This is a genomic window from Pseudomonas sp. ENNP23 (assembly GCF_001728945.1).
GTDB lineage: Bacteria > Pseudomonadota > Gammaproteobacteria > Pseudomonadales > Pseudomonadaceae > Metapseudomonas > Metapseudomonas otitidis.
The window spans coordinates 34100-59585 of the sequence record NZ_LYSP01000014.1 but is presented as its reverse complement, the minus strand read 5'-3'; the positions used below and the strand labels follow the sequence as shown (position 1 = coordinate 59585).

General features: G+C 66.0%; 20 protein-coding genes, 2 tRNA genes and 1 pseudogene. 16 read left to right on the top strand and 7 right to left on the bottom strand.

The annotated features are described in order from the left end of the window. The first annotated feature begins 44 nt into the window (after positions 1–44). The 3 genes from A9G05_RS10320 to putP all read left to right on the top strand — a co-directional run bounded on the left by A9G05_RS10320 (position 45) and on the right by putP (position 5086). Positions 45–797, top strand: coding sequence for an AraC family transcriptional regulator (locus A9G05_RS10320; RefSeq protein ID WP_069560881.1), 753 nt, complete (start codon positions 45–47; stop codon positions 795–797). 179 nt (positions 798–976) lie between these two features. Continuing rightward, positions 977–3016, top strand: a complete 2040-nt coding sequence (locus A9G05_RS10315) for a TonB-dependent receptor (RefSeq protein ID WP_069560880.1) — start codon at positions 977–979, stop codon at positions 3014–3016. A gap of 576 nt (positions 3017–3592) precedes the next feature. Further along, a complete protein-coding gene (gene putP, locus A9G05_RS10310) occupies positions 3593–5086 on the top strand; it encodes a sodium/proline symporter PutP (protein ID WP_069560879.1) in 1494 nt (497 codons plus the stop codon). Positions 5087–5207: 121 nt separating this feature from the next. On the opposite strand, the gene A9G05_RS10305 is transcribed toward putP, so the two are convergent. Next, a complete protein-coding gene (locus A9G05_RS10305; protein ID WP_069560878.1) occupies positions 5208–6128 on the bottom strand; it encodes an alpha/beta fold hydrolase in 921 nt (306 codons plus the stop codon). 267 nt (positions 6129–6395) lie between these two features. Here A9G05_RS10305 and A9G05_RS10300 point away from each other — a divergent pair, with 267 nt between their 5' ends. Continuing rightward, entirely contained in the window at positions 6396–7211 is an 816-nt protein-coding gene (locus A9G05_RS10300) for a MerR family transcriptional regulator (protein ID WP_069560877.1), read from the top strand. 38 nt (positions 7212–7249) lie between these two features. Here A9G05_RS10300 and A9G05_RS10295 read toward each other — a convergent pair whose 3' ends face one another. Further along, on the bottom strand, positions 7250–10726 hold the full coding sequence (locus tag A9G05_RS10295; protein ID WP_069560876.1) for a PAS domain-containing hybrid sensor histidine kinase/response regulator: 3477 nt from the start codon (positions 10724–10726) through the stop codon (positions 7250–7252). A gap of 235 nt (positions 10727–10961) precedes the next feature. Between A9G05_RS10295 and A9G05_RS10290 the strand changes: the two genes are divergently transcribed. The 5 genes from A9G05_RS10290 (at position 10962) to A9G05_RS10270 (ending at position 15454) form a co-directional block, all read left to right on the top strand. Then, entirely contained in the window at positions 10962–11531 is a 570-nt protein-coding gene (locus tag A9G05_RS10290; protein ID WP_069560875.1) for a GNAT family N-acetyltransferase, read from the top strand. Beyond that, positions 11528–12370: an AraC family transcriptional regulator gene (locus A9G05_RS10285; RefSeq protein WP_069560874.1), complete on the top strand. Its 843-nt coding sequence runs from the start codon at positions 11528–11530 to the stop codon at positions 12368–12370. The genes A9G05_RS10290 and A9G05_RS10285 overlap by 4 nt, the downstream gene beginning before the upstream one ends. A gap of 37 nt (positions 12371–12407) precedes the next feature. Continuing rightward, entirely contained in the window at positions 12408–13121 is a 714-nt protein-coding gene (locus A9G05_RS10280) for an AzlC family ABC transporter permease (protein ID WP_069560873.1), read from the top strand. Beyond that, entirely contained in the window at positions 13121–13450 is a 330-nt protein-coding gene (locus A9G05_RS10275; protein WP_044406183.1) for an AzlD domain-containing protein, read from the top strand. Before A9G05_RS10280 ends, A9G05_RS10275 begins: the two co-directional genes overlap by 1 nt. Before the next feature lie 129 nt (positions 13451–13579). Further along, entirely contained in the window at positions 13580–15454 is a 1875-nt protein-coding gene (locus tag A9G05_RS10270) for an MFS transporter (protein ID WP_069560872.1), read from the top strand. 55 nt (positions 15455–15509) lie between these two features. On the opposite strand, the gene sugE is transcribed toward A9G05_RS10270, so the two are convergent. From sugE to rdgC, 3 genes are all read right to left on the bottom strand, one after another. Continuing rightward, positions 15510–15824 carry a quaternary ammonium compound efflux SMR transporter SugE gene (gene sugE, locus A9G05_RS10265; RefSeq protein WP_069560871.1) on the bottom strand — a complete coding sequence of 105 codons (315 nt, stop codon included), beginning with the start codon at positions 15822–15824 and terminating at the stop codon, positions 15510–15512. Positions 15825–15990: 166 nt separating this feature from the next. After that, positions 15991–16938 carry a bile acid:sodium symporter family protein gene (locus tag A9G05_RS10260; protein WP_069560870.1) on the bottom strand — a complete coding sequence of 316 codons (948 nt, stop codon included), beginning with the start codon at positions 16936–16938 and terminating at the stop codon, positions 15991–15993. Between the two features lie 57 nt (positions 16939–16995). Then, on the bottom strand, positions 16996–17916 hold the full coding sequence (rdgC, locus tag A9G05_RS10255) for a recombination-associated protein RdgC (protein ID WP_044406173.1): 921 nt from the start codon (positions 17914–17916) through the stop codon (positions 16996–16998). Positions 17917–18073: 157 nt separating this feature from the next. Here rdgC and A9G05_RS10250 point away from each other — a divergent pair. From A9G05_RS10250 to A9G05_RS10220, 7 genes and pseudogenes are all read left to right on the top strand, one after another. Continuing rightward, positions 18074–18149, top strand: a tRNA-Val gene (locus A9G05_RS10250). A 15-nt stretch (positions 18150–18164) separates the two neighbouring features. Next, positions 18165–18241 (top strand) — tRNA-Asp (locus tag A9G05_RS10245). A 233-nt stretch (positions 18242–18474) separates the two neighbouring features. Then, positions 18475–19200, top strand: coding sequence for an FKBP-type peptidyl-prolyl cis-trans isomerase (locus A9G05_RS10240; protein WP_069560869.1), 726 nt, complete (start codon positions 18475–18477; stop codon positions 19198–19200). A 401-nt stretch (positions 19201–19601) separates the two neighbouring features. Further along, positions 19602–20046: pseudogene (locus A9G05_RS10235) on the top strand (YkvA family protein). Positions 20047–20173: 127 nt separating this feature from the next. Further along, positions 20174–20482: a helix-turn-helix domain-containing protein gene (locus A9G05_RS10230; RefSeq protein WP_069560867.1), complete on the top strand. Its 309-nt coding sequence runs from the start codon at positions 20174–20176 to the stop codon at positions 20480–20482. Then, entirely contained in the window at positions 20479–20844 is a 366-nt protein-coding gene (locus tag A9G05_RS10225) for a hypothetical protein (RefSeq protein ID WP_069560866.1), read from the top strand. The genes A9G05_RS10230 and A9G05_RS10225 overlap by 4 nt, the downstream gene beginning before the upstream one ends. Then, positions 20844–21314 carry a sel1 repeat family protein gene (locus A9G05_RS10220; protein ID WP_069560865.1) on the top strand — a complete coding sequence of 157 codons (471 nt, stop codon included), beginning with the start codon at positions 20844–20846 and terminating at the stop codon, positions 21312–21314. The genes A9G05_RS10225 and A9G05_RS10220 overlap by 1 nt, the downstream gene beginning before the upstream one ends. 166 nt (positions 21315–21480) lie before the next feature. Here the strand turns inward: A9G05_RS10220 and A9G05_RS10215 are convergent, their stop codons facing one another. Both A9G05_RS10215 and A9G05_RS10210 read right to left on the bottom strand, forming a co-directional pair. Further along, entirely contained in the window at positions 21481–23229 is a 1749-nt protein-coding gene (locus tag A9G05_RS10215) for a bifunctional diguanylate cyclase/phosphodiesterase (RefSeq protein ID WP_069560864.1), read from the bottom strand. A 90-nt stretch (positions 23230–23319) separates the two neighbouring features. Further along, positions 23320–25401 (bottom strand): carboxy terminal-processing peptidase, encoded by a 2082-nt coding sequence (locus A9G05_RS10210; protein WP_069560863.1) that lies wholly within the window; start codon positions 25399–25401, stop codon positions 23320–23322. Between the last annotated feature and the right edge of the window lie 85 nt (positions 25402–25486).

Here is a 25486-nt window from a genome sequence, read left to right as displayed (position 1 = left end):
AGCATCGCTTGTTTAAAATGCGCAAATTTTGAGCAAGTCCCGCCATGCTCGTCGCCCGCCTGCAACGCCTGGATGAACAGGCCCATGCCCATGCCCACGACCACCATCAACTGGTGATGTCCCTGTCTGGCCGCGCCGCTTTTGAAGTCGGCGGTCGCGGTGGCGAGGTGTGCCGCATGCGCGCCTGCGTGGTGCCGGGCACCACCGAGCACGTCTTTGCCGGCTGCGGTGACAACCGCATGCTGATCCTCGACCTGAACGCGCCGGAGGCTGCCAGCGAGGACCGTGAGCTGCTCCAGCGCCTGTTCGACATTCCTCGCTTCCCCGACCTCGACGCCGACTTCCAGCACCTGTTGAGCTACGCCGGCGCCGAGCTGCAGCGCTACGGCGACGACCCGCTGCTGGCCCGCGCCCTGGGCGGTGTCCTGCTGCGAGCGCTGTACCTGCGGCTGTTCGGCGAACACGGGCGGCGCAGCAACCAGGGCCTTGACCTGGAGCCGCTGGATGCCTACATCGCCGACAACCTGGCCCGGCGCATCAGCGTGGCCGAGCTGGCCCAGGTGGCCTGCCTCAGTCCCAGTCATTTCCACGCCCTGTTCAAGGACTGCGTCGGCCTGACACCCCACCAGTACCTGCTGCGCGCTCGCCTCGACCGTGCCTCCCGCCTGCTGCGCGAAAGCGACCTCGCCCTGGTGCGCATCGCCGAGGAATGCGGCTTCTCCAGCCAGAGCGCGCTGACCACCGCCATGCGCCGCCACCTGGGGCTGACGCCGAAGCGACTGCGCGACCACGCCTGACGGGGCCGTAAGGCCCGTTCTAAAGCCTTTGTCAGTAATTTGCCGGCCAATGCGATTCGCTCTTAATTGTTACGTTATAACACTATATAGTCGCAGTCCGGCGCGGCTTGCCCGTGCTCACGTCCAACTGCCTTACAGGCGCGCAAGGTTGCGCGCTGACGACTATTCGAGGACCTGCGATGAAACCTATCCACTCACCACTCGCCCTGGCGATTGCCCTGTTTTCCGGCTCGATGGCCCTTGCGGCCGAGTCTGAGCAGCCGCTGGAACTGGACCCCAGCGTGGTGCGCGCCAGCGCCCTGTCCACCGCAACCCGTGACATGACGACCCCCGCCGAGGTGCTGGAAGGCGACGCCCTGCGCCTGCGCCGCGAGGCGACCCTCGGCGAGACGCTCGACGGTCTGCCCGGGGTGCATGCCAGCAGCTTCGGCCCCGGCGCCAGCCGTCCGGTGATCCGCGGGCTGGACGGCGCACGGGTGCGGGTTCTGAGCGACGGCGTGGACACGCTGGATGCGTCCACCGTCAGCCCGGACCACGCCGTTGCGATCGAGCCGCTGCTGGTGGAGCGCGTCGAAGTGCTGAAGGGCCCTGCCACCCTGTTGTATGGCGGCGGTGCCATCGGTGGGGTGGTGAACGTGATCGACAAGAAGATTCCCGTCGCGCTCCCCGAGAAGGGCTACGAAGGCGAGCTGGAGCTGCGCGGTAACACCGTGGCCGACGAGGGCCTGGGGGCCGGCGGCCTGACCATTGGCACCGGACCGTTCGCCTGGCGCATCGAGGGGCTCAAGCGCCAAGCCAATGCCTACGACATCCCCGGCGCGGCCGGCGACCCGCGATCCTCGAAGCAGACCGGGGCCTACAACGACACCGACAGCGCCACCCTCGGGGGCAGTTGGATCGGGGATCGCGGCTATCTGGGCCTGGCCTACACCGAGCAGAACAATCGCTACGGCCTGCTCGCCCACGAACATGCCCACTGCCACACCCATGGCCCGCGCGACTGGCATTGCGGCTCCCATGGACACGGCCATGCTCATGATGACCACGAGGAGGGCGGGCTGCCCTACATCGACATGAAGCAGAAGCGCTGGGACGTGCGCGGTGAGTACAGCGACCCGTTGCCGGGCTTCGAGCTGGCCCGTGTGCGAGGGGGCTACAGCGACTACCAGCACGAGGAGATAGAAGGCGGGGTAGCCGCGACCACCTTCAAGAACAAGGCCTACGACTCCCGCCTGGAGCTGACCCACGCACCGCTGTTCGGCTGGCGTGGCGTGCTGGGCGGGCAAAGCTCGCGCCGGGATTTCCAGGCCCTGGGCGAAGAGGCCTATGTGCCGCCGAGCCTGACCCGCAACCACGGCCTGTTCCTGCTGGAGGAGTACACCCTGGATGACTGGCGTTATGAACTGGGCCTGCGCCACGAGTGGCAGGACATCTCCGCCCGTGGGGAGCGTAGCCGCCAGCACCGTGGCACTTCCGTATCCGCCGGGGCGGTCTGGACCTTCGCGCCGGAATACTCCCTCGGTTTCTCCCTGTCCCGCTCCCAGCGCCTGCCTACGGCCGAAGAGCTTTACGCCAACGGCCCCCACGCCGCGACCCGTACCGTCGAACTGGGGGACCCGAACCTGAGCGAGGAGACCTCGCGGAACGTCGAACTGACCCTGCGCAAGTTCGCCGGCCGCACCCATTTCAGCCTCAGCGTCTACCGCAACCAGATCAATGACTTCATCTACGCGGCGGACACCGGGCGCGACATCGGCGGCGAAATGCGCGAGATCCAGTACCGCCAGCAGGATGCCGTGCTGACCGGCGCCGAGGGCGAGCTGGGCTATCGCTTCAGCGATGACACCGACGTCACGCTCTTCGGCGACCGCGTGCGTGGCCGCCTGCGCAGCGGTGGCGGCGACCTGCCGCGCATCCCGGCCGATCGCCTGGGCATCCGCCTCGACCAGCGCCTGGCACCGGCCCTCGCCGGGCAGTTGGAGTTCTACCGCGTGCAGCGCCAGGACCAGCTCGCCGACTACGAGACCCGTACCGGCGGCTACAACATGCTCGGTGCCGCCCTGACCTACACCGGGAAGCTGGAGATGGCCGACTACGAGCTCTACCTCAAAGGGAGCAACCTGCTGGATGCCGAAGGGCGCAACCACAGCTCCTTCATCAAGGACGAGGTGCTACTCCCTGGGCGCAACCTGACTATGGGCGTGCGCCTGGCTTTCTGAGCCAAAGTGCCGGCTACTCTGACGAGTAGCCGGTTGCACCTTTTGGCAGAAAGTTCCCCCTATCGGACTATCCCGAAACTAAATCAGAGGATTTTGTAAGAAAATCGGGGTGCCACCTCTCTACATTCCACCCTTCCGAATTTTCAGCCCGCCCCTGTTGACGGATTGGGCTGTACTGAAGCCAACGCGATGGTCATGGAAGACAACGGGTAACGCGCCCGGGAATCACGCCTTTCCGCGTACAGGCGCTGTCCCCGACCGGGCCCCATGCCTTGATGATGTGGCCGCCTGGCCCCGCAGCGGTTAATACACGCACTGTCCTGGGCGGACCGTGCGTTCAGCCAAGAGGCCATGTACTTCTGAGAATGTTCGCGAGGGCCGCTCCCCATGAGCAGGGCCTTCGACGACGGGTGGGGCCGGATCGCCTCGCTTGAGGTTCGATCGGACGTGAATCGGCTACTGGCCGACAGGGTCGAGAAGCCAAGCGGTCATCGCCACGTGCGGTCGCCAAACAATCACCACGGGAGCAGACCACCCTCAGCTCCCGAATAACAACAAACGAGCAGGGGAGACCCCATGACACTCAGCAACCCGATGCTGATCACGTTCGTGATCTATATCGCCGCCATGGTACTGATCGGCCTGGCCGCCTACCGTTCCACCAACAACCTGTCCGACTACATCCTTGGGGGCCGCAGCCTCGGCAGCTTCGTCACCGCGCTGTCCGCTGGTGCTTCCGACATGAGCGGCTGGCTGCTGATGGGCCTGCCCGGCGCCATCTACCTCTCCGGCCTGTCCGAGGCCTGGATCGCCATCGGCCTGATCGTCGGTGCCTACCTCAACTGGCTGCTGGTAGCCGGTCGCCTGCGCGTACAGACCGAGCACAACGGCAACGCCCTGACCCTGCCGGACTTCTTCACCAACCGCTTCGAAGACAACAGCCGCATCCTGAGGATTTTCTCCGCGGTGGTGATCCTGGTGTTCTTCACCATTTACTGCGCCTCCGGCATCGTCGCCGGTGCCCGCCTGTTCGAAAGCACCTTCGGCCTGTCCTACGCGACTGCCCTTTGGGCCGGCGCGGCCGCCACCATCGCCTACACCTTCATCGGTGGTTTCCTGGCAGTGAGCTGGACCGATACCGTGCAGGCGACCCTGATGATCTTCGCCCTGATCCTCACCCCGGTCGTGGTGGTGATGATCAACGGCGGCATCGAGCCGACCTTCGTGGCCATCGAGCTGCAGGATGCCGCCCACTTCGACATGCTCAAGGGCGCCACCTTCATCGGCGTGATCTCGCTGATGGCCTGGGGCCTGGGCTACTTCGGCCAGCCGCATATCCTGGCGCGCTTCATGGCCGCTGACTCGGTCAAGTCCATCCCCAATGCACGTCGCATCTCCATGACCTGGATGATTGCCTGCCTGGGCGGCGCGGTTGCCGTCGGCTTCTTCGGTATCGCCTACTTCTCCACGCACCCGGACGTGGCCGGCCCGGTCACCGCCAACCCCGAGCGCGTGTTCATCGAACTGGCCAAGCTGCTGTTCAACCCCTGGGTGGCCGGCGTGCTGCTGTCCGCCATCCTGGCGGCCGTGATGTCCACCCTGAGCTGCCAGTTGCTGGTGTGCTCCAGCGCCCTGACCGAAGACTTCTACAAGGCCTTCTTCCGCAAGAACGCCAGCCAGAACGAACTGGTCTGGGTCGGCCGCGCCATGGTGCTGCTGGTGGCCGTGATCGCCATCACCATCGCCTCCAACCCCGAGAGCAAGGTGCTGGGCCTGGTGTCCTACGCCTGGGCCGGCTTCGGTGCCGCCTTCGGCCCGGTGGTGATCCTCTCCCTGGTGTGGAAGGGCATGACCCGCAACGGTGCCCTGGCGGGCATGGTGCTGGGTGCCGTCACCGTGATCCTGTGGAAGAACCTCCTCGGCTGGACCGGCCTGTACGAAATCATCCCGGGCTTCATCCTCGCCACCCTCGGCATCCTGGTCTTCAGCCGCATCGGCGCTGCGCCGACGGACTCGATGATCAAGCGCTTCGACGCTGCCGAGAAGGAATACCAGGACGCCAGCGCCTGACCGGCGTCCTCCAGCGGGGCGCAGACTCCGCCTGACGATTGCGATAGCGCCTCAACGGCCCACGTCTTCCAAGACCTGGGCCGTTTTTTTATGACCGGCGGTTTGAGCGTGGCGGACGTGTTCAGTGCTCAGGGCGTCCGGTGTTGCACTCCTTCTCCTCGACGAAGGCCCTCATCCAGTCGGCCAGACGCCCGGGGCGGGCCAGCAGTTGCCAGTGGCCGGCGTCCACTTCGCGCCGCAGCAGGTCCGGGGCCCAGCGTTCCAGGCCGTCGAACAGTTGAGGCCGCACGTAGCGGTCACGGGTCTGCACCACCACTTGCACCGGCACCCGGGTGGGGCGTTGGCGAGCGGCGAACAGGCGCGGCATGAAGTTGGCGCGGTAGAGCTTCACCCCGTGCTGGCCGTCGGCCAATTGGTGTGGGTTGCGCTCCGGCTCGCGGATGCGCTCCATCTGCCGCATCAGGGTCGGCCAGGCTCTCGCCAACCCCAGCCGCCAGCACAGCTCCGGCAGCCAGGGCGTCTGGAAGAAGGCGATGTACCAGGAGCTGACCAGTTGCCCGAGCGCCTGCAGCCAGCCGCGTGGGGCGAGGCGTCCGAAGCGGGCGCGCATCCAGTGGCCGACGTGGTCCAGGCAGGGCCCGGAGAGGCTGGTGTAGGAGGCCAGCAGCGGCTCGAAACGCGGGTCGGTCACCGCCTCCCAGCTCTGGATCGAGCCCCAATCGTGAGCCACCAGGTGCACCGGGCGGTCCGGGCTGTGGGTGCGGATCACCGCTTCGAGGTCGTTGGCCAGGTGTACCAGGCGGTAGTCCCGCACCCGCCGGGGGGCTTCGGAGTCGCCGGCGCCGCGCACGTCGTAGGCGATGATCCGGTAGTCGGCGGCCAGCTCGCGCACCAGGGGCAGCCAGACCCGGTGGTTGTCGGGGTAGCCATGCACCAGCAACAGCACGGGGCCCTTGGCGTTGCCCCATTGGTAGGTGGCCAGGCGCACGCCATCGCCCTGGATGAGGGTGCGTTGGGGTTCGAGGTTGAGCGGTGCGTTCATGGACGTGCTCCCGGGCGTGAGGTGAGCCTGGGGCACGAATCGTGACATCAGGCGATGTCACGGATTGTCAGTGAGACGCCAGCGCCTGGCCAGTTGCCGTGCCCGCAGCGTTACCCCGTTACCCCTGGCCGGAAGCCCTTGCCCTGCCTGGCTTTGCGGGTTTCTGCGGGGTTTGGGACGGGAAGGGGAGGCAGCAAGTCCAGCCATAGGATAGGGCGGGGCGGGCGTGTTGTTGGCGGTCCGGGGGCAGGGCTATGATCCGCCTCCATGAAGACACCCCAACCCTTCCTGTCCCGCCTGCTGGCCCGTGCGCCGGCCGAGGGGGATGCCCTGCCCGAGGCGGTGGAATACACCGTCGATGAACTGGCCCGCGAGGCCGGCACCACCGTGCGCAACCTGCGGGCCTACCAGGACCGCGGCCTGCTGCCGCCGCCGGAGCGTCGCGGGCGGGTGGGTATCTACAACGGCGGGCACCTGTCGCGGCTGCTGCTGATCGGTCAGTTGCTGGAGCGCGGCTACAGCATCGCCAGCATCCGCGAGCTGCTGGAGGCCTGGGAGCAGGGGCGCGACCTGGCCCATGTGCTGGGCCTGGACGCTGCCATCGCCGGGGCCTGGGGCCAGCCGGAGCCGACCCGCCTGGGCTTCGACGAGCTGATCGAGTTGTTCGGCGAGGCGCTGACCGACGACACCCTGGACCGCGCCCGCGAGCTGGGGCTAGTGGAGTTCGCCGGGGATCACCTGCGGGTGCTGAATCCGCGCATCTTCAACGCCGGGGTGCAACTGCATCGGTCCGGCATCCCGCTGGCGGTGCTGCTGGAGCAGTTCGCGCTGATCCGCCAGCAGGTGGCACCGGTGGCCGATGGCATCGTCGGCATGATCGTCGCCCACCTGGTCAACCCGCTGCTCAGCAGCAGCCTGCCCCACGTTTCCGAGCTGGAGGCGCTGAACCGGCAACTGCTGGCCCTGCGGCCGCTGGTGGAGGAGGTGGTGGACAGCGAGCTGGCGCGGGGGCTGCAGGCGTCGGCCAACCAGGAGCTGGGTGGCCGTGTCGGTGAGCTGCTGAAGGGTTTCCTCAAGGTTTAGCCCTCCGCCTGAGCGAGGGGCTGGTTGGGTGCCGCCGCTCAGCGCAGCGTCACATGGCGGCTGATCAGCGCCCGCAGCGCGGCGGGCTTCACCGGCTTGGCGAGGTAGTCGAGCCCGGCGGCGTGGACTTCGGCCACCAGTTCGGCACGGGCGTCGGCGCTGATCACCACGCCGGGCACCGGGCCGCCCATGCGGGTGCGCAGCCAGCCCATCAGCTCGGTGCCGGTCTCGCCCTCGTCGAGGTGGTAGTCCACCAGTACCAGTTCCGGGCGCACGGCCTCTTCCAGCAACTGCTCGCACTCCAGGCGGTTGCGCGCGGTCCAGACGCGGCACCCCCAGCGTGACAGCAGGCTGTCCATGCCGGTGAGGATGCTGTCCTCATTGTCGATGCACAGCACCTGGGTGCCGTTGAGGGCCTGGCCGGCACCTTCCTGCGGCTGGCGTGCCGGGGCCGGGCGGGCCTGGCGCGCCACGGGCACTGTGACGCTGAAGACGCTGCCCTTGCCGGGCCAGGAGCGCACTTCCAACCGGTGGCCGAGCACGCGGCAGAGGCCGTCTGCAATCGCCAGGCCCAGGCCCAGGCCCTTTTCGGCGCGGGTCTGGTGGCTGTCGAGGCGCTTGAACTCCTCGAAGATGACCTTGCGCTTGTCCTCGGGGATGCCGGGGCCGCGGTCCCAGACTTCCAGGCGCAGGGAGTCGCCTTCGCGGCGCGCGCCCAGCAGCACGTGGCCCTTGGCGTAGCGGAAGGCGTTGGTGAGAAAGTTCTGCAGCACCCGGCGCAGCAGCTTGGCGTCGCTCTCGATGTTCAGCCGGCTGCCACACAGGCGGAACTGCACGCCCTGCTCCTGGGCCAGGGCCCTGAACTCGGCCCCCAGGGTGTCGAACAGGCTGGCCAGGGGGAAGGTGGTGCGGTCGGGGGTGATGCGGCCGCTTTCCAGCCGCGAGATGTCCAGCAGATCGGTGATCAGGTCTTCGGCCGAACGCAGCGAGCTGTCGAGGTGCCCCACCAGTTCGCGGGCCTCGGGCGGCAGCGCTTCCAACTGGTGGGCGAGGGCAGCGGAGAACAGCCGCGCGGCGTTCAGCGGCTGCATCAGGTCGTGGCTGACGGCGGCGAGGAAGCGCGTCTTCGACTGGTTGGCGGCCTCGGCCGTGCCCTTGGCCTCGATCAGCGCCTGGTTCAGTTGGGACAGCTCCTGGGTGCGTTCGACGACGCGCTGCTCCAGACTTTCGTTGGATTCCTTGAGGGCGTGCTCGGCCTCGCGGAAGGCGGTGATGTCGGTGAAGCTCATGACGAAGCCGCCGCCGGGCATGGGGTTGCCGATCAGCTCGATGACCCGGCCGTTGGGGAACAGTCGCTCGGAGGTGTGGGCGTTGCCCTGGCGCATCCAGTACAGCCGGCGGGAGACATGGGCTTCGGCATCACCGGGGCCGCACAGCCCGCGCTCGGCGTTGTAGCGGATGATGTCGGCGATGGGCCGGCCGACGCTGATCAGCCCTTCCGGGTAGTCGAACAGTTCCAGGTAGCGGCGGTTCCAGGCCACCAGGCGCAGTGACTGGTCCACCACGCTGATGCCCTGGGTGATGTTCTCGATGGCGCCCTGCAGCAGGGCGCGATTGAACTGCAGCACTTCGGAGGCTTCGTCGACGATGCGCACAACGTCCTCCACCTGCATCTCGCGGCCTTCGATGGCAGCCTTCACCACCGCGCGGGCCGAGGAGGCGCCGAGCACACCGGCCAGCAGCCGCTCAGTGTGGGTGATCCAGTCCTGGTTGGCGTTCTGCGTGGGGTTGAAGCTGGTGCCCTGGCGGTAGGCGAAGCGGGCGAAGCTCTGCCGTGCGCGTTCCTCGCCGACGAAGCGGGCAGCGAGCATCAGCAGGTCTTCCACCTGCACCGCCAGCAGCGAGCGACCACTGGGGCGTGCCGAGACTACCTGGCCGATGAAGCGGCTGGCCTGCCAGTGTTCGGACACGCGGGTGCGGGAGAACACCGAGACCCAGGCGAACAGCAGCCAGTTGCCGGCGAGGGAGATGACCACGCCCTGGGTTTGCGGGTCGATAGGCAGCTTGAGCGGGTTGGCCATCAGCCAGGCCAGGCCGGGGAAGGCCTCCAGCGGCCAACCGAGGCCGCGTGCCACCAGTGGCAGCACCAGGGTGTAGGCCCAGAGTGCCGAGCCGGCGGCCAGCCCGGCGAATACGCCCCGGCGGTTGGCCTGCTTCCAGTAGAGGGCGCCGGCCATGGCCGGGCCGAGCTGGGCGATGGCGGCGAAGGCGATCTGGCCGATGGTGGCCAGGCTCGCGGTGGAGCCCAGCAGGCGGTAGCTGACGTAGCCCAGCAGGATGATCACCACGATGCTGATGCGGCGCACCGAGAGCATCCAGTGGCGGAACACTTCGAATGGGCGTTCGGCGTTCTGCCGGCGCAGCAGCCAGGGCAGCAGCATGTCGTTGGAGACCATGGTCGAGAGGGCCACGGCTTCGACGATCACCATGCCGGTGGCCGCCGACGCGCCGCCGATGAAGGCCAGCAGGGCCAGGGCCGGGTGGGCTTCGGCCAGGGGCAGGCTGATGACGAAGGAGTCCGGCATCACGCCGGCAGGCAGCAGCATCATGCCGGCCAGGGCGATGGGCACGACGAACAGCGCGGCCAGGGCGAGGTACACCGGGAACACCCAGCGGGCGGTGCGCAGGTCGCGGGCGTCGATGTTCTCCACCACCGCTACGTGGAACTGCCGGGGCAGGCATACGAAGGCGGTCATGGCCACGGCGGTCTGCACGATGAGCGTCGGCCACTCCACCGGGTGGTTCCAGAAGCTTTCCAGTTGCGGGGCGAGCAGGGCGCGGCGGGTGAGGTCGTCGAAGCCGTCGAAGAGCACGAAGCTGACGTAGGTGCCCACCGCGAGGAACGCCAGCAGCTTGACCAGCGATTCGAAGGAAATCGCCATCACCATGCCTCGGTGGTGCTCGGTGGCATCCAGGTTGCGGGTGCCGAAGAGGATGGTGAATAACGCCAGCACCAGGGACACGATCAGTGCCGTGTCCTGGGCACGGGTACCGGTGGAGTCCGCGCCGGAGCCCACCAGCAGGTTGACGCCGAGGACGATGCCTTTGAGCTGCAGGGCGATGTAGGGCAGCACGCTGACCAGGCAGATCAGCGCCACCACCACCGCCAGCGCCTGGGACTTGCCGTAGCGGGCAGCGATGAAGTCGGCGATGGAGGTGATGTTCTCCTGCTTGCTGATCAGCACCATCTTCTGCAGCACCCAGGGGGCGAACACCATCAGCAGGATGGGCCCCAGGTAGATTGGCAGAAAGGCCCAGAGCTGCCCGGCGGCCTGGCCGACGGCGCCGAAGAAGGTCCAGCTGGTGCAGTACACCGCCAGCGACAGGCTGAACATCAGGGCACGCGCCCGGGGCGGCATCGGGGCGCTGCGGCGATCGCCGTAGAAGGCGATGCTGAACAGCACCGCCATGTAGAGGAGGGCGACCGCGGCGATCAGCCCGCTGGACAACGACATGCAGACTCCGGAGGAAAGGGGGCGGGCAGGGCCCGGGCACAGGCTGCAGTTTCGCACCAAAGGTCATTTCCGTCAGGCGGCTGCTACCAAGGTCGCAGGCGGACTTGAGCGCCTCTTGCCGGGCTGTTAGCTTGGCTTGCCGCGCCGGGCCTGGAGCCCGCCGCAGCCCTGCCAGGCAACCGCGTCCGGTTGTCGCGTAGAACGGGCAGGGGTTATTCGCCTGAGGAGGGCGCAGATGTTCAATCCGCAACCGGTCACCCTGCAGCGTGGCGCATTGCGCCTGGAGCCACTGGGGGAGGCCGATGTCAGCGAGTTGGCGGCCCTGGCCGAAGCCAATCGCAACGAACTGGTCTACATGAGCGGCCCGCTGCGGCCGGACTGGTATCGCCAGGCCATCGCCCAGCAGCGAGAAGGCCAGGCCGTGGTGTTCGCCATCCGCCTGGGTGACCGCCTGGTGGGCACCAGCCGATTCGCCGAATTCATGCCCGCCCTGCCCGCCGTGGAGATCGGCTGGACCTGGCTGGCCGGCAGTGAGCACGGCACTGGCCTCAATGCCTCGATCAAGTACCTGATGTTGCGTCATGCCTTCGAGGAGTGGCAGGTAGTACGGGTGCAACTGAAGACCGCCGGCAGCAACCTGCGCTCGCAGCGGGCCATCGAGAAGCTCGGTGCGGTGCGCGAGGGCGTGCTGCGCAACCACCGCCGCCTGGCCGATGGACGCCTGGACGACAGCGTCATGTTCAGCATCACCGACCACGAGTGGCCGGCGCTGAAGCAGGCCCTGGAAGCCGCATTCGTCCAATGAACACGGGCGGTGAGCGCACGCGCTTCTGGCAGGCCAGTGCGCTGAGCGGGGTCGAACTCCTGCACGCGCGCTACATCCAGCAGCGCTTCGCGCCCCATGTGCATGAGGGGTACGTCTTCACCATCCTCGAATCCGGCGCTCAGCGTTTTCGTCATCGCGGCAGCGATCACCTGGCCGCCGTCGGCAGCATGGTGCTGATCAACCCTGACGAACTGCACACCGGCTCCAAGGCCCATGAGCAAGGGTGGCGCTACCGAGGGTTCTACCCCGACCTGCACCGGGTGACCGATGTGCTGGACGAGCTGGAGATCGCCACCGGTGGCCTGCCCACCTTCGCCGACAGCGTGCTGCATGACCCTGAGGTGACCCGCCGCTTCCTCGACCTGCACTGCCTGCTGGAGCGCAATGCCTCGGCCCTGGAGCAGCAGGTGGCCTGGCGTGAGGCGATCCTGCTGCTGTTCAGTCGTCATGCGCGCATCGGTGCTCCACGGCCGGCGGGGCAGGAGCCCCAGGCCGTGGCGCTGGCCCGCGAGGTGCTGGCAGCGCGCCTGGCCTCGCCTCCATCCCTGGAGGAGCTGGCTGCCCTGGTGGGGCTTTCGCCGTTCCACTTTGCCCGGGTCTTCCAGCGTTCCACCGGGATGCCTCCCCACACGTGGCTCAAGCAGCGTCGCCTGGAGCAGGCACGGGCCATGCTGCGCAGCGGTTGTGCGCCGTTGTCGGTGGCCATGCAGTTGGGCTTTGCCGACCAGAGCCACCTGACCCGTCAGTTCAAGCAGACCTACGGTATAGGCCCCGGCGAGTACCGGACCGCCAGCGCAAGATCGTTCAAGACCGACTGAGCGTCGGCTGGCAGAGTACGGGGACAAGGAGAATCCCATGTCCCGCTCTACAGAATTCGTCCGCGGCGTGCGCGACATTGTGCCGATGCTCATCGGCGCCATGCCCTTCGGCATCATCTACGGCACCCTGGCCGCCGGCGCTGGCCTCGATGCCTGGCAGACCCTGGGCATGTCCCTGCTGGTGTTCGCCGGCTCGGCCCAGTTCATCGCCATCACCCTGCTGGGTGGCGGTGCCGGGGTGGCGGTGGTGCTGCTCACCACCCTGGTGGTGAACCTGCGCCACGCCCTCTACAGCGCCACCTTGCAACCTTTCGTGCGGCACCTGCCGCGGCGCTGGCGCCTGTTGCTGGCCTTCTGGCTCACCGACGAGGCATTCGCCGTGGTGCAGCACCGTTATGCGGAGGAGGACGACTCGCCGCTCAAGCACTGGTACTTCCTTGGTGCGGCGCTGGCGATGTACCTGAGCTGGGTGTCCTACACCCTGGTGGGGGTGGTGTTCGGCCAGGCGGTGCCCAACCTGGCGGCCTGGGGGCTGGACTTCGCCATGCTGGCGACCTTCATCGGCATCGTCGTGCCCATGCTGCGCAACCGCCCGCAGGTGGCGGCGGCGCTGGTGGCCGGCGCGGTGGCGGTGGCGTGCCAGGGCCTGCCCTACAAGCTCGGGCTGATGGCGGCGGCGCTGGCCGGCATCGTGGTGGGCGTGGTGCTGGAGCGCCGTGATCGTCTGGACCTGCTGGGGGAGGCCCTGTGATGGAAACCTGGTTGCTGATCCTCGGCATGGCCGCGATCACCTTCGCCATTCGCTACAGCCTGTTCGCCTGGCCGGACCTGCGCTTCCCACCGGTGGTGCGCCAGGGGCTGCACTACGTGCCCACTGCGGTGCTCACCGCCATCGTGGTGCCGGGCATGCTGATGCCTGACGGTGAGCACCTGGCCGTGGCGCTGGACAACGCCTACCTGCTGGGCGGGTTGGGCTGCATCCTCATTGCCGCGCTGACCCGGCACCTGCTGGCGACCATCCTCGGTGGGCTGCTGCTGTTCTTCGCGCTGCGGGCGTACCTGGGGCAGTTGCCGATCTAGGCAGGAAATCCGCGCCGTTTCAAACATCCTCGCGGCAGATGTGGCTTTCCGACCGGGTCCTGATGTCCAATCAGCGACGTGCGATCCCCTGCGGGGCGCATTCTCGCCAACCATCAGGTACCAAGGACGATGAGCCAACATTCGCAATTCGCTCTGCTGGGCACTCGGCGCTTTCTGCCGTTCTTCGTGACCCAGCTGCTCGGGGCCTTCAACGACAACATCTTCAAGCAGTCGCTGATCCTGGCGATCCTCTACAAGCTGGCGATCTCCGGCGACAAGGGGATCTACGTCAACCTCTGCGCGCTGTTGTTCATCCTGCCGTTCTTCCTGTTTTCCGCTCTGGGCGGCCAATTCGGTGAGAAGTACGCCAAGGACGCCCTGATCCGTGTCATCAAGCTGGCGGAGATCGTCATCATGGCGGTCGGTGCGCTGGGCTTCTTCTTCGACAACCTCTGGCTGCTGCTGGCGGCATTGTTCGCCATGGGGACCCACTCGGCGCTGTTCGGCCCGGTGAAGTACTCGATCCTGCCCCAGACTCTGCGAGAGCAGGAGCTGGTGGGAGGCAACGCGCTGGTGGAGATGGGCACCTTCCTGGCGATCCTCGCCGGCACCATCGGCGCGGGCATCATGATGTCCGCCGCGAACTACGAGCCGATCGTGGCCGGCGCCATCCTGCTCACTGCCTGCCTGGGCTACCTGGCCAGCCGGGGCATTCCCCGTGCGGCGGCGACCATGCCGGAGCTGAAGCTGGAGTGGAACATCTTCGTGCAGTCCTGGCGCATCCTGCGCTTGGGCCTGGAGCAGCGGCCGTCGGTGTCGCGCTCGCTGGTGGGTAACTCCTGGTTCTGGTTCCTTGGTGCCGTCTACCTGACGCAGATCCCGGAGTATTCGAAGGATCTGCTGTACGGCGATGAGAGCGTGGTGACGCTGATCCTCACGGTGTTCTCGGTGGGTATCGCCATGGGCTCGATGCTGTGCGAGCGGCTCTCCGGCGGCAAGGTGGAGATCGGCCTGGTGCCCTTCGGCTCCATTGGCCTGACGCTGTTCGGCATCCTGCTGTGGTGGCACTCCGGTGGCTTCCCACAGGGGGCCCAGCCCCATGACTGGCTGGCGGTGCTGAGCGAGCCGCAGGCGTGGATGATCCTGGCGGACATCTTCGGTATCGGCCTGTTCGGCGGCTTCTACATCGTGCCGCTGTATGCCCTGATCCAGTCGCGCACCGCCGAGAACGAGCGGGCGCGGGTGATCGCGGCCAACAACATCCTCAACGCCTTGTTCATGGTGGTTTCGGCTATCGCCTCGATCCTGTTCCTGAGCGTGGCCGGGCTGTCGATCCCGCAGCTGTTCCTGGTGGTGTCGCTGATGAACATCGCGGTGAACAGCTACATCTTCAAGATCGTCCCCGAGTTCAGCATGCGCTTTCTGGTGTGGCTGCTCGGCCACTCCATGTACCGCGTGCACCATCGCGGCCTGGAGGCGATCCCGGAGGAGGGCGCGGCGCTGCTGGTGTGCAACCACGTGTCCTTTGTCGACGCGCTGCTGATCGGCGGCGCCGTGCGCCGGCCGGTGCGTTTTGTCATGTACTACAAGATCTACAACCTGCCGGTGCTCAACTTCATCTTCCGCACGGCCGGCACCGTGCCGATCGCCGGCCGCAGCGAGGACCTGCTGGTCTACGACCGTGCGTTCAAGAAGATCGACGAGTACCTGAAGGCCGGCGAGGTGGTGTGCATCTTCCCCGAGGGCAAGCTGACCGGCGATGGTGAGATGAATGAGTTCAAGAGCGGTGTGGAGCGCATCCTCGAACAGAACCCGGTGCCGGTGATCCCGATGGCGCTGCAGGGCCTGTGGGGCAGCTTCTTCAGCCGCGACCCGAACAAGGGCTTCTTCAGGCGCTTCTGGTCCCACATCAACCTGGTGGCAGGCCCGGCGCTGGCGCCGGAGACGGTGGACCGCCTCAGTCTGCAGGCGTCGGTGGCGGCGCTGCGCGGTGATGTGCGCTGATCGACCCCCGGAATGAAAGAGCCCGCCAGAAGGCGGGCTTTTTCATGGGTGTGATTCAGGTGCTCATCTTGAGCCCGATCAGCCCGAAGATGATCAGGGCGACGCTGCCCAGGCGCATCAGCGCGACCGATTCGCCGAACAGGATGACGCCGGCGATGACGGTGCCGACGGCACCGATGCCGGTCCAGATCGCGTAGGCGGTACCCAGGGGCAGGTGCTTCATGGCCAGGCCCAGCAGGCCGAGGCTGATGGCCATGGCCAGCACGGTGAGGGCGGTGGGCAGCGGGCGGGTGAAGCCTTCGGTGTACTTCAGGCCGACGGCCCAACCCACTTCGAACAGGCCGGCGAAGAACAGGATGATCCAGGACATGGTGACCTCCAGAGGGGGCGGAATGGGGGCCGTCCCCGGGTGGTCACTGCAGCGCCGCACTGAAGGCGTGGCTGGAAGTGGCAGGGCCGTCCCTGCGTTTGCGCAGTATTTTGCACATTTTGGCTGGGTGGACAAGTCCGTACTGCCAGGTGGCTGTCCGTCAGTGCTATGTGCGGCTGTCGGAATCGGTTTCGCTCATGCGTCGGAAGATGGCGGCCAACAATGACCCCGAGAGGTTGTGCCAGACGCTGAAGAGCGCGCTCGGCACGGCGGCCAGGGGTGAGAAGTGGGCGTTGGCCAAGGCCGCGCCGAGCCCGGAGTTCTGCATGCCCACTTCGATGGAAAGGGTCTTGCGCTGGGCCAGCGGCAGGCCGAAGACGCGGCCGGCGAGGTAGCCCAGCGCCAGGCCGAAGCCGTTGTGCAGCACCACTACTGCCATGATCAGCAGGCCGGATTCGGCGATCTTCGCCTGGCTGGCAGCGACGACGCCGGCCACGATGGCGACGATGCACAGCACCGAGACCAATGGCAGCACCTGCTCGGCCACCTGCACCCGTGCGCCCAGCAGGCGCTGCGCCACGATGCCGAGGGCAATGGGCGCCAGCACCACCTGCAGGATGGACATGAACAGGGCACTGAACTGCACCGGCAGCCAGGCCGAGGCCAGCAGCCAGATCAGGGCGGGCGTGACCAGTGGTGCCAGCAGGGTGGTGACGGCGGTGATGGCGACGGACAACGCCACATCCCCGCGGGAGAACCAGGTCATCACGTTCGAGGCCGTGCCGCCCGGGCAGCAGCCGACCAGAATGACGCCGACGGCGATCTCTGGTGGTAGCTGCAGAATCCGGCAGAGCAACCAGGCCAGGCTCGGCATGACGATGAACTGGGCCAGCACGCCAATCAGCACCCACAGTGGCCGCCGCGCGACTTCGCGGAAATCCGCTGCCTTCAGTGTCAGGCCCATGCCGAACATCACCAGCCCCAGCAACGGCACGATCCATTGGGTGATCGGCAGGAAGGGCGCCGGGACGCAGAACGCCAGCACGGCGAACAGCAGGATCCAGAGGGCGAAGGTGTTGCCGACGAAGCGGCTCAGGGCAGCGAGGGCGCGCATGGTCATTCCTTGTCGTTATCGTGAAAGCGCCGGCTCTTGGCCGGCGCTTCGGGAGGTTCAGATGCCCTGGGGAATCTCTTCGCCGCCGAGGGCGTCGAGCAGTTGGGGCAGGAACTCCACCAGTGTCAGCATCATCAGGGTGAAGCTGGCATCCAGTTGGGCGAGGGCGTCTTCGCCGCCGTCCTGCTCGGCCTTCTCCTGCAGCAGGTCTTCGAAGCGCAGGCGCTTGATCACCAGCTTGTCGTCGAGGATGAAGGAGAGCTTGTCCTGCCAGGCCAGGGAAAGCTGGGTGACCAGCTTGCCGGAAGAAAGGTGCAGCTGGATCTCGTCGCTGGTCAGGTCCTGGCGCTTGCAGCGCACCACGCCGCCGTCTTCGTCGGTGTCACGCAGCTCGCATTCGTCGAGGACGTAGAAGTCCTTGGCGGCTTCCTGGGTCTTGACCCACTCGGTGAGGGTGGCGGTGGGGGCAATCTTCACCGAGGCAGGGCGCACCGGCAGCGAGCCGATGGCCTCGCGCAGGGTGGAGAGCAGGTCTTCGGCGCGCTTCGGGCTGGAGGCGTCCACCAGGATCAGGCCCTGGGCCGGGGCGATGGCGGCGAAGGTGGCCGACTTGCGGATGAAGGCGCGGGGCAGCAGGGTCTGGACGATCTCGTCCTTCAACTGGTCGCGCTCCTTCTTATAGACCTTGCGCATCTGCTGGGTCTCGATCTCGTCGACCTTCTCCTTCAAGGCGTCCCGCACCACACTGCCGGGCAGGATGCGTTCCTCCTTGCGGGCGGCCACCAGCATGAAGCCCTCGCTCACGTGGACCAGCGGCGCGTCCGCACCTTTGCCGAAAGGCGCCACGAAGCCGTAGGTGGTCAGTTCCTGGCTGGCGCAGGGGCGGGCCGGCTTGGTGGCCAGGGCGGCCTCCAGGGCATCGGCGTCGAAGGGCACATCCTGGGTGAGGCGATAGACGAGCAGGTTGCGGAACCACATAAGAGGAACTCTCCAGAAACAAAGGCCGCATTATTCTCGTCCCGGGCCTGCAGGCCAACCCTGCGCTAAGCCTTTGGAACGGCTGAAAAAAATTTTTGAAAAAGGGCTTGCCAGAGTTCGAATGCATCCCTAGAATGCGCACCACTTCGAGAGTGAAGGGTGATTAGCTCAGCCGGGAGAGCATCTGCCTTACAAGCAGAGGGTCGGCGGTTCGATCCCGTCATCACCCACCAATCTCGGGGTAACGCGCAGCGGTAGTTCAGTCGGTTAGAATACCGGCCTGTCACGCCGGGGGTCGCGGGTTCGAGTCCCGTCCGCTGCGCCATATTGCAAAGCCCTCAGGTAGCGATACCTGAGGGCTTTTTCGTTTGTCCCGGTTTTTTCGGTGCGATTCCGGATCAGGCGAATGGCCGTGAAAAGCCGCAAAATCCTCGCCCTGACGCTGAACTTATTCCCCTGTTTTCGATCCTAAGTGCCCATAGCCACTGATCGCAGCGGCCTGCTAAGCTCGCCGCTTCTTCGAACATGCCCTCACGGCGTACAGACTAAGGAATCAGCATGAAACAAACTCGGTTGGCGGCAGCGGTGGCCCTGGTGGGCCTGGTGCTCGCAGGCTGCGACTCCCAGACCAGCAGCGTCGAGCTGAAGACCCCGGCCCAGAAGGCGTCTTACGGTATCGGCCTGAACATGGGCAAGAGCCTCGCCCAGGAAGGCATGGATGACCTGGATTCCAAAGCCGTCGCCCTGGGTATCGAAGACGCCATCGGCAAGAAGGACCAGCGCCTGAAGGACGAAGAGCTGGTCGAAGCCTTCGCCTTCCTGCAGAAGCGTGCCGAAGAGCGCATGACCAAGCTGAACGAAGAGTCCGCCAAGGCGGGCAAGAAGTTCCTGGAAGAGAACGGCAAACGCAAGGAAGTCACCACCACTGCTTCCGGTCTGCAGTACGAAGTGGTCAAGAAGGCCGACGGCGCCCAGCCCAAGCCCACCGATGTGGTCACTGTCCATTACGAAGGCAAGCTGACTGACGGCACCGTGTTCGATAGCTCCATCCAGCGTGGCAGCCCGATCGACCTGCCGGTGGGTGGCGTGATCCCCGGTTGGGTGGAAGGCCTGCAGCTGATGCACGTGGGTGAGAAGTACAAGCTGTACATCCCGTCCGAGCTTGCATACGGAGCGCAGAGCCCGAGCCCGGCGATCCCGGCCAACTCGGTCCTGGTCTTCGACCTGGAACTGATCGGCATCAAGGATCAAGGCGCTGAGCAAGGTGCTGCCCCGCAGCAGTAATGCCTGGTCGACCAGACGCCCCGCTTAGCGGGGCGTTTTCGTTTGTGCCTTGCTTTTGATAGGCGCTCCTGACCGTAACGGAACTGCGGGTTAGCAAACGAACCCCGGCTCGACCAGCAGGTCTGAAAGGGGGTGGAGACACACCGGCCTGTTATGGTTATGCACACGGGCGTGCAGCCACGGATTTGTCACTGCGACGGGCTGCCGCAGCGGCTGGTCAAAAAATCAACTGATTGATTTCGTTGGATTTTTTCGGCGTGGCGAAAAAATCGCCGATCTAAGCGGAAGCCTCGTGGTGCGGGGCTTTCATGGCGCAATCAATACACTGTCAACAAGGTTATCCACAGCTTCTGTGAGTAACCGCCGAAGGGCCCGTTCTACGCGGTTCGGAGACTCGAGACATGAAGGCACCGTGGAATTTCGAACGTTACCTGCCCCTGGCTGGCCGATTCCTGGCCCGCGGTCGGCTACCGGCCTTGCTGTTGGCCGTCACCCGAAAGAGCGCCCGCCAGGGGGGGGCGTCTGGGTGGGGCGCGGGAGGACCTGAAGCTGCTGATGGCACTTTGCGTGGCGCGGGCTCGCGGGCAATACCGGGATCTGAGTCCCAAAGCACTGTTGTCCGTGGTGGCCGGACTGGTCTACTTCCTGACGCCGGTGGATGCGATCCCCGACTGGGTGCTGGGGGCGGGCCTGATCGATGATCTGGCGGTGCTGGCTTGGGTCATGCGCACCTGGGGCCGGGAGCTGGAGGCGTTCCGTCGCTGGCGAGATGCCCAGGCACCGGAGGTGGTCGCACGCCTGGAACAGCTCCCTGCACCGCAAGAGCTGTCAGAGGAATTCAACTGATCCCGAGGGCCTGCCTACCCGGTCATGCTCCGTTCATGTAGGGCCCCGTAGGCCGATTCGCCCTGTTAAGATGGCCGCCTGCAAGGAAGGTGCTGAGACGTCGGCACTGCTGTCCACGGGAGTTGCAATGAACGTGCAAGTGATCATGCGTGACGGCGAAGCAGAATACGCCGTATTGCCCTGGGCCGATTACCAGGCGCTGCTGCAGGCCGCCGGACAGGCTGCGCCTGCCTCGGCCCCCGCCGATACCCATCCCCTGCGCGAGCTGCGGGCACTGCGCGAAGCCCGCGGCCAGAGCATCGAGCAATTGGCGCGTGCGGTGGGTATCAGCCCGGTCTACCTGGGGCTGATCGAGGAGGGTGAGCGCGAGCCTGATGCCGCCATCCAGCGGTCCCTGGCCGTGACTCTGGGTATCGCTGGCTGGGAGGTGCAATGAGCGTGCGCATCAGTCGCCAGCACTGGCAGTCGCTGTTGAATGAGCTGGAGGATGCGCGGCGACAGCGCCATCTCCTCACCTACCGGGCCCTGGTGGAGCGCCTGCAACTGCCGAGCCCGGCGATGCAGACCCTCACCGCCGCCCTCGAACACCTGGCCGCACTGGATGCCCGTGCCGAACGGCCTTTGCGCAGTTCTCTGGTGATCAGCCAGGGTGCCAGCCGCCTGCCGCGTACGGGCTTCTTCGAGTTCGTGGTACGGCTGGGGCGTTTCTCCGGTCCTCCGGACGGCGTTGCTGCTGCCTCCTGGCATGCTGCCGAGGTGGTTCGCGTCTTCGAATTCGACTACCCCGAGGAGCTCTGATGGCTATCTGGAAATTGCGCGCCTGGCTGGGTTACGCAGTGGCTCGCTGGCTGCTGCGTTTCCCGTCGCTGGTGCGCAACCCGCGCACCTGGAACTGGATGCAGGGGCAGTACGCCCGGCAGGCCAACCTCGGGCATGTGGCGGCTCAGCGTTTCTATGGTCACCTGTTGCTGCACCGTGGTCAGGGCTTCGGTGCGCGGGAGGAAGGCATCCGCCTGCTGCGCCTGGCGGGTCAGGCCGGGGATGGCAAGTCGGCGTACCAACTGGGCGTACTGGCGTTGGCTGGTGACGCCCGGCAGGCACCGGATGCGACCCAGGCCGCCCACTGGTGGAGTCTGGCGGAGCAGGCCGGTCACCCGCTCGCGGCGCGCAAGCTGGCGGACCTGTACCGCGAGGGCGGGCCGGGGTTGGCGGCGGATGTCGAGGCCGCCGAACGCCTGGATCGTCGCGCCGCCCAGCTCGGGCTCTGAGTCGAACCTAGGCTCTGTACGAAAAGTCGTCGAGCGAAGGTCAGGCAAGGCGAAAACGCCCGAAGAAGCGCAGTTCACGTGTTGTAAATGAGCATTCTGATCGGACTCGCGCACGAGGGTGTTTTCAACGCAGCATCACCGAGCGCAGGCACTTTTCGTACAACGCCTAGACCGCGTCGAGGATGTGCAGGCTGTAGCCGGGCACGGCCTTGGCGTGGCGCTTGGCCTCCGAGGCGAGGCCGGCCAGTTGCCCGGCATCCAACTGGCTGCAGGCCTCGGGCGTCAGGTTCACCACGCCGATGGAGAGTGACAGCAGGGGGAACTCCTCGCGCTGGCCGCTGCGGTTGTGGGCGATGAAGCAGCCCGCCTGCAGGTGGTCGGCCCGGTAGAAGCGCCGGCACTGGCCCTGGAAGTCCTCCAGCAGGAAGTTGAGCTTGCTGCGCCAGTCATCCGAGCCGAGCACCAGCATGAAGTCATCCCCGCCGATGTGCCCGACGAAATCCCGCGCTGGATCGACGCGCTCGTTCAGGCATTGCGCCAGGCACAGCAGCACTTCGTCGCCCTTGGCGTAGCCGTAGAGGTCGTTGAAGGGCTTGAAGCTGTCGATGTCCACGTAGCAGACCCGTGCGGCACGTCCCTGCTGAAGCAGGCGGCTCAGGCACTGCTGGATGGGCACGTTGCCCGGTAGCAGGGTCAGTGGGTTGGCGTGGCGGGCCTGCTGAATCTTCATCTCGGTGATCAGCTTGAGCACGTCGATCACCCGCCCCAGGCCGAGGTAGCGCCCCTCGGAAATGATCACGAAGTCTTCCTCGATCCGCTGCCGCGCCCGGCTGGTGAGCAGGCGGCTGACCTGCTGCAGGGACTGGCCGATCTCCACGGCGAGGAAGTCATCGCTCATCAGCCGGCTGATGGGCTTGCGGGCGAACAGGTCGGTGGCGAAGGGCTTGAGCAGCGCATCGGAGAGTAGGTGGCGGTGGACGATGCCGATGGGTTGCTGCTGGTCGTCCAGCACGGCCACCGAGTTCAGGTTGGCCTGCACGCGGAAGGCTTCCAGCACTTCACTGATGGGGGTGTTGCGGTGCATGGCCGGCTGCTCGTTGAGCAGGGGCTTGAGGTCGGCGCTGTCCTCGCCCAGTTGGCTCTGGGCGCGGTCCAGTAGCGGCAGGTAGGTGCGGGCCTCTCGCGGTGGGTTCTCCTGGGGCCGGCAGAGCAGGTAGCCCTGCACCAGGTCCAGGCCCATTTCGGCCAGCACGGCCAGTTCTTCGCTGAGCTCGATGCCCTCGGCGATGACCTGGGCGCGGGAGGCCTTGGCCATCTTCAGGATGGAGCCGACGAACTCGCGCTTCACTGCGTCCTGGTGGATGCCGTCGATGAAGTGACGGTCGATCTTCACGTAGTCGGGGCGCAGCTCTGACCACAGGCGGAGACTGGAATAGCCTGCACCCAGGTCGTCCAGGGCAATGGAGAAGCCCATGGCTCGGTAGTGGTGCAGGGCGGTGTCAAGCAGGGCGAAGTCATCGGTGGGGGCCTGCTCGGTGAGTTCGATGACCACCTCGCTCGGCGGGATGCCGAAAGCCTGCAGCATCTGCAGGGTACGACCCGGCTGGTGGGCTGGGTCCAGCAGGGATTCGGGGGAAACGTTGAGGAACAGCTTGCCGTCCAGTTTCAACTCATGGAATCGGGTGCAGGCTCGCTTGCGGCAGGCCATCTCCAGTTCGCTCAGCCGTCCAGCGTGGCGGGCCACGGCGAACAGGGTGACGGGGGAGTGCAGCGGGCTGTTGGAGGGGCCGCGGGTCAGGGCCTCGTAGCCGAGGATGCGCCGCTCGGAAAGGGAGAAGATCGGTTGGAACAGGCTGTTCAGGTCGCCGTGAGCGAGGATCTGGCCCAAGGCGCTCAACTGCTCGGTGACTGTCATGAGGGGCTCTCGTACAGGAGGCTCTAAAAGCAAGGGGCCGCATAAGCGGCCCCTGCATTTCACGACAGTTTCGTGACGATCTGATGACGCTCAGTGCTTGGCCACCGTGGCGTTCAGACCCAGGTAGTCCAGCAGGATCTGACCGGTTTCGGTTAGGTAGGCGTCGTCTTCCGGCTTGGTCTTGTCGTCCTCCGGCAGAGCGTCCTCGTCTTCCTTCTTCAGCTCCTTGAGCAGGTCTTCGCCCTTGGCCTTGCGGCGGGCGTTCTCCATGGCCAGCTGCTTGTTCTCGATGTCGGTCTGTTGGGCCCGGCGCTTGGCTTCGTTGAGGCTGACGACGGTTTCCTTCATCAGCTTCTGGGCCAGGGCCAGGCGTTCGCGGCTGTAGACGAAGTCAGGGTTATGGGCGGTACGTGCGTCGTGACGGGCCTTCAGCTCGGCCAGGAAGGGGCGGAATGGGTCGACCTCCGGCTTGATGGCCGGGCGGATGCTGTCCCAGGGCATTGCCTCGGGCAGGGCGCTCTCGCCGATTTCCTTGGTATCCACCACCGAGGGGTACTCGATGTCGGGGATCACGCCCTGGTGCTGGGTGCTCTGGCCGGAGACACGGTAGAACTTGGCCAGGGTCAGCTTCAGTTCGCCGTGATTGAGCGGCTGGATGGTCTGCACGGTGCCCTTGCCGAAGGTCTGGCCACCAATGATCAGCGCACGGTGGTAGTCCTGCATGGCGCCAGCGAAGATCTCCGAGGCCGAGGCGGACAGTCGGTTCACCAGCACGGCCATCGGGCCCTTGTAGAACACGCCGCTGTTCTCGTCGGCCAGCACATCGACGCGGCCGTCACTGTTGCGCACGAGTACGGTGGGGCCCTGATCGATGAACAGGCCGGTCAGCTCGGTGGCCTCCTGCAGGGAACCGCCGCCGTTGTTGCGCAGATCGATGACCACGCCGTCGACCTTTTCCTTCTGCAGCTCACTCAGCAGCTTCTTCACGTCGCGGGTGGTGCTCTTGTACTCGGGGTTGCCGGCGCGGAAGGCCTTGAAGTCCAGGTAGAAGGCCGGGACCTCGATCACGCCGAGCTTGAACGATTGGCCGTCGTGTTCGAGCTTGATCACCGATTTCTTGGCAGCCTGTTCTTCCAGCTTCACCGCCTCGCGGGTGATGGAGACGATCTTGCTGGTCTGGTCGTTCGGCGCGTTGCTGGCGGGTACCACTTCCAGGCGGACCACCGAGCCCTTGGGCCCGCGGATCAGCTTGACCACTTCATCCAGGCGCCAGCCGATCACGTCGACCATTTCGCCATTGCCCTGGGCGACGCCGACGATCTTGTCTGCCGGGGCGATCTGCTTGCTCTTCTCGGCGGGGCCGGCCGGAACCAGGCGCACCACCTTCACATGCTCGCTGTCGCTCTGCAGGACGGCACCGATGCCTTCCAGCGAAAGGCTCATGTTGATGTCGAAGTTCTCGGCATTGTCCGGGGAGAGGTACTGGGTGTGGGGGTCGTAGGTCTGGGCGAAGGCGTTGATGTAGGCCTGGAAGATGTCTTCGCCCCGGGTCTGCCCAAGGCGGGAGCGCTGGTTCTTGTAGCGCTTGATCAGCAGCTCCTGGATGGCCTTGGGCTCCTTGTTGGCGAGCTTCAGTCGCAGGACCTCGTCCTTCACGCGCTTTCGCCACAGGTCGTCCAGCGCGGCGCGGTCCTTGGCCCAGGTGGCTTTTTCGCGGTCAGTCTCCAGGGTTTCGTCGACAGTGAAGTCGATGGTGTCGACGCCTTTGCCGAGCATGGCAATGGCGAAGTCCAGGCGTTCCTTCAGGCGGTCGAGGTGACGCTTGTAGATGGTGAAGCCGGGCTGCAGGTCACCTTTCTTCAGGAAGTCGTCGAACTGTGTTTTCCAGGCGTTGAATTCGGCGATGTCACCGGCGGTGAAGTACATCTTCGCCGGGTCGAGCAACTTGAGGTAGCCCTCGTAGATCTTCACCGAGCGTTCGTCGTTCAGCGGCGGTTTGTTGTAGTGGTGGCGCTTGAGCAACTCGACCACATTGAGGCTGGCGATCACCTGCTCGCGGTCCGGCTGGAGAGAGTCCCAGCTGTCGCTTGCCGAGGTGGTGGAGGCATGCAGCGGGAGCGCGCTGATGCTGAAAACGAACGCAAGGGCGGAGCAGATCAGAGAACGCTTCATGCTGATTCGACGTCGGGGCAGGTGATAACGCATATTAGGCCGTATTTGAGGGCGCCGGGTTCCTTCGGCGCAAAGCAAAAGCCCG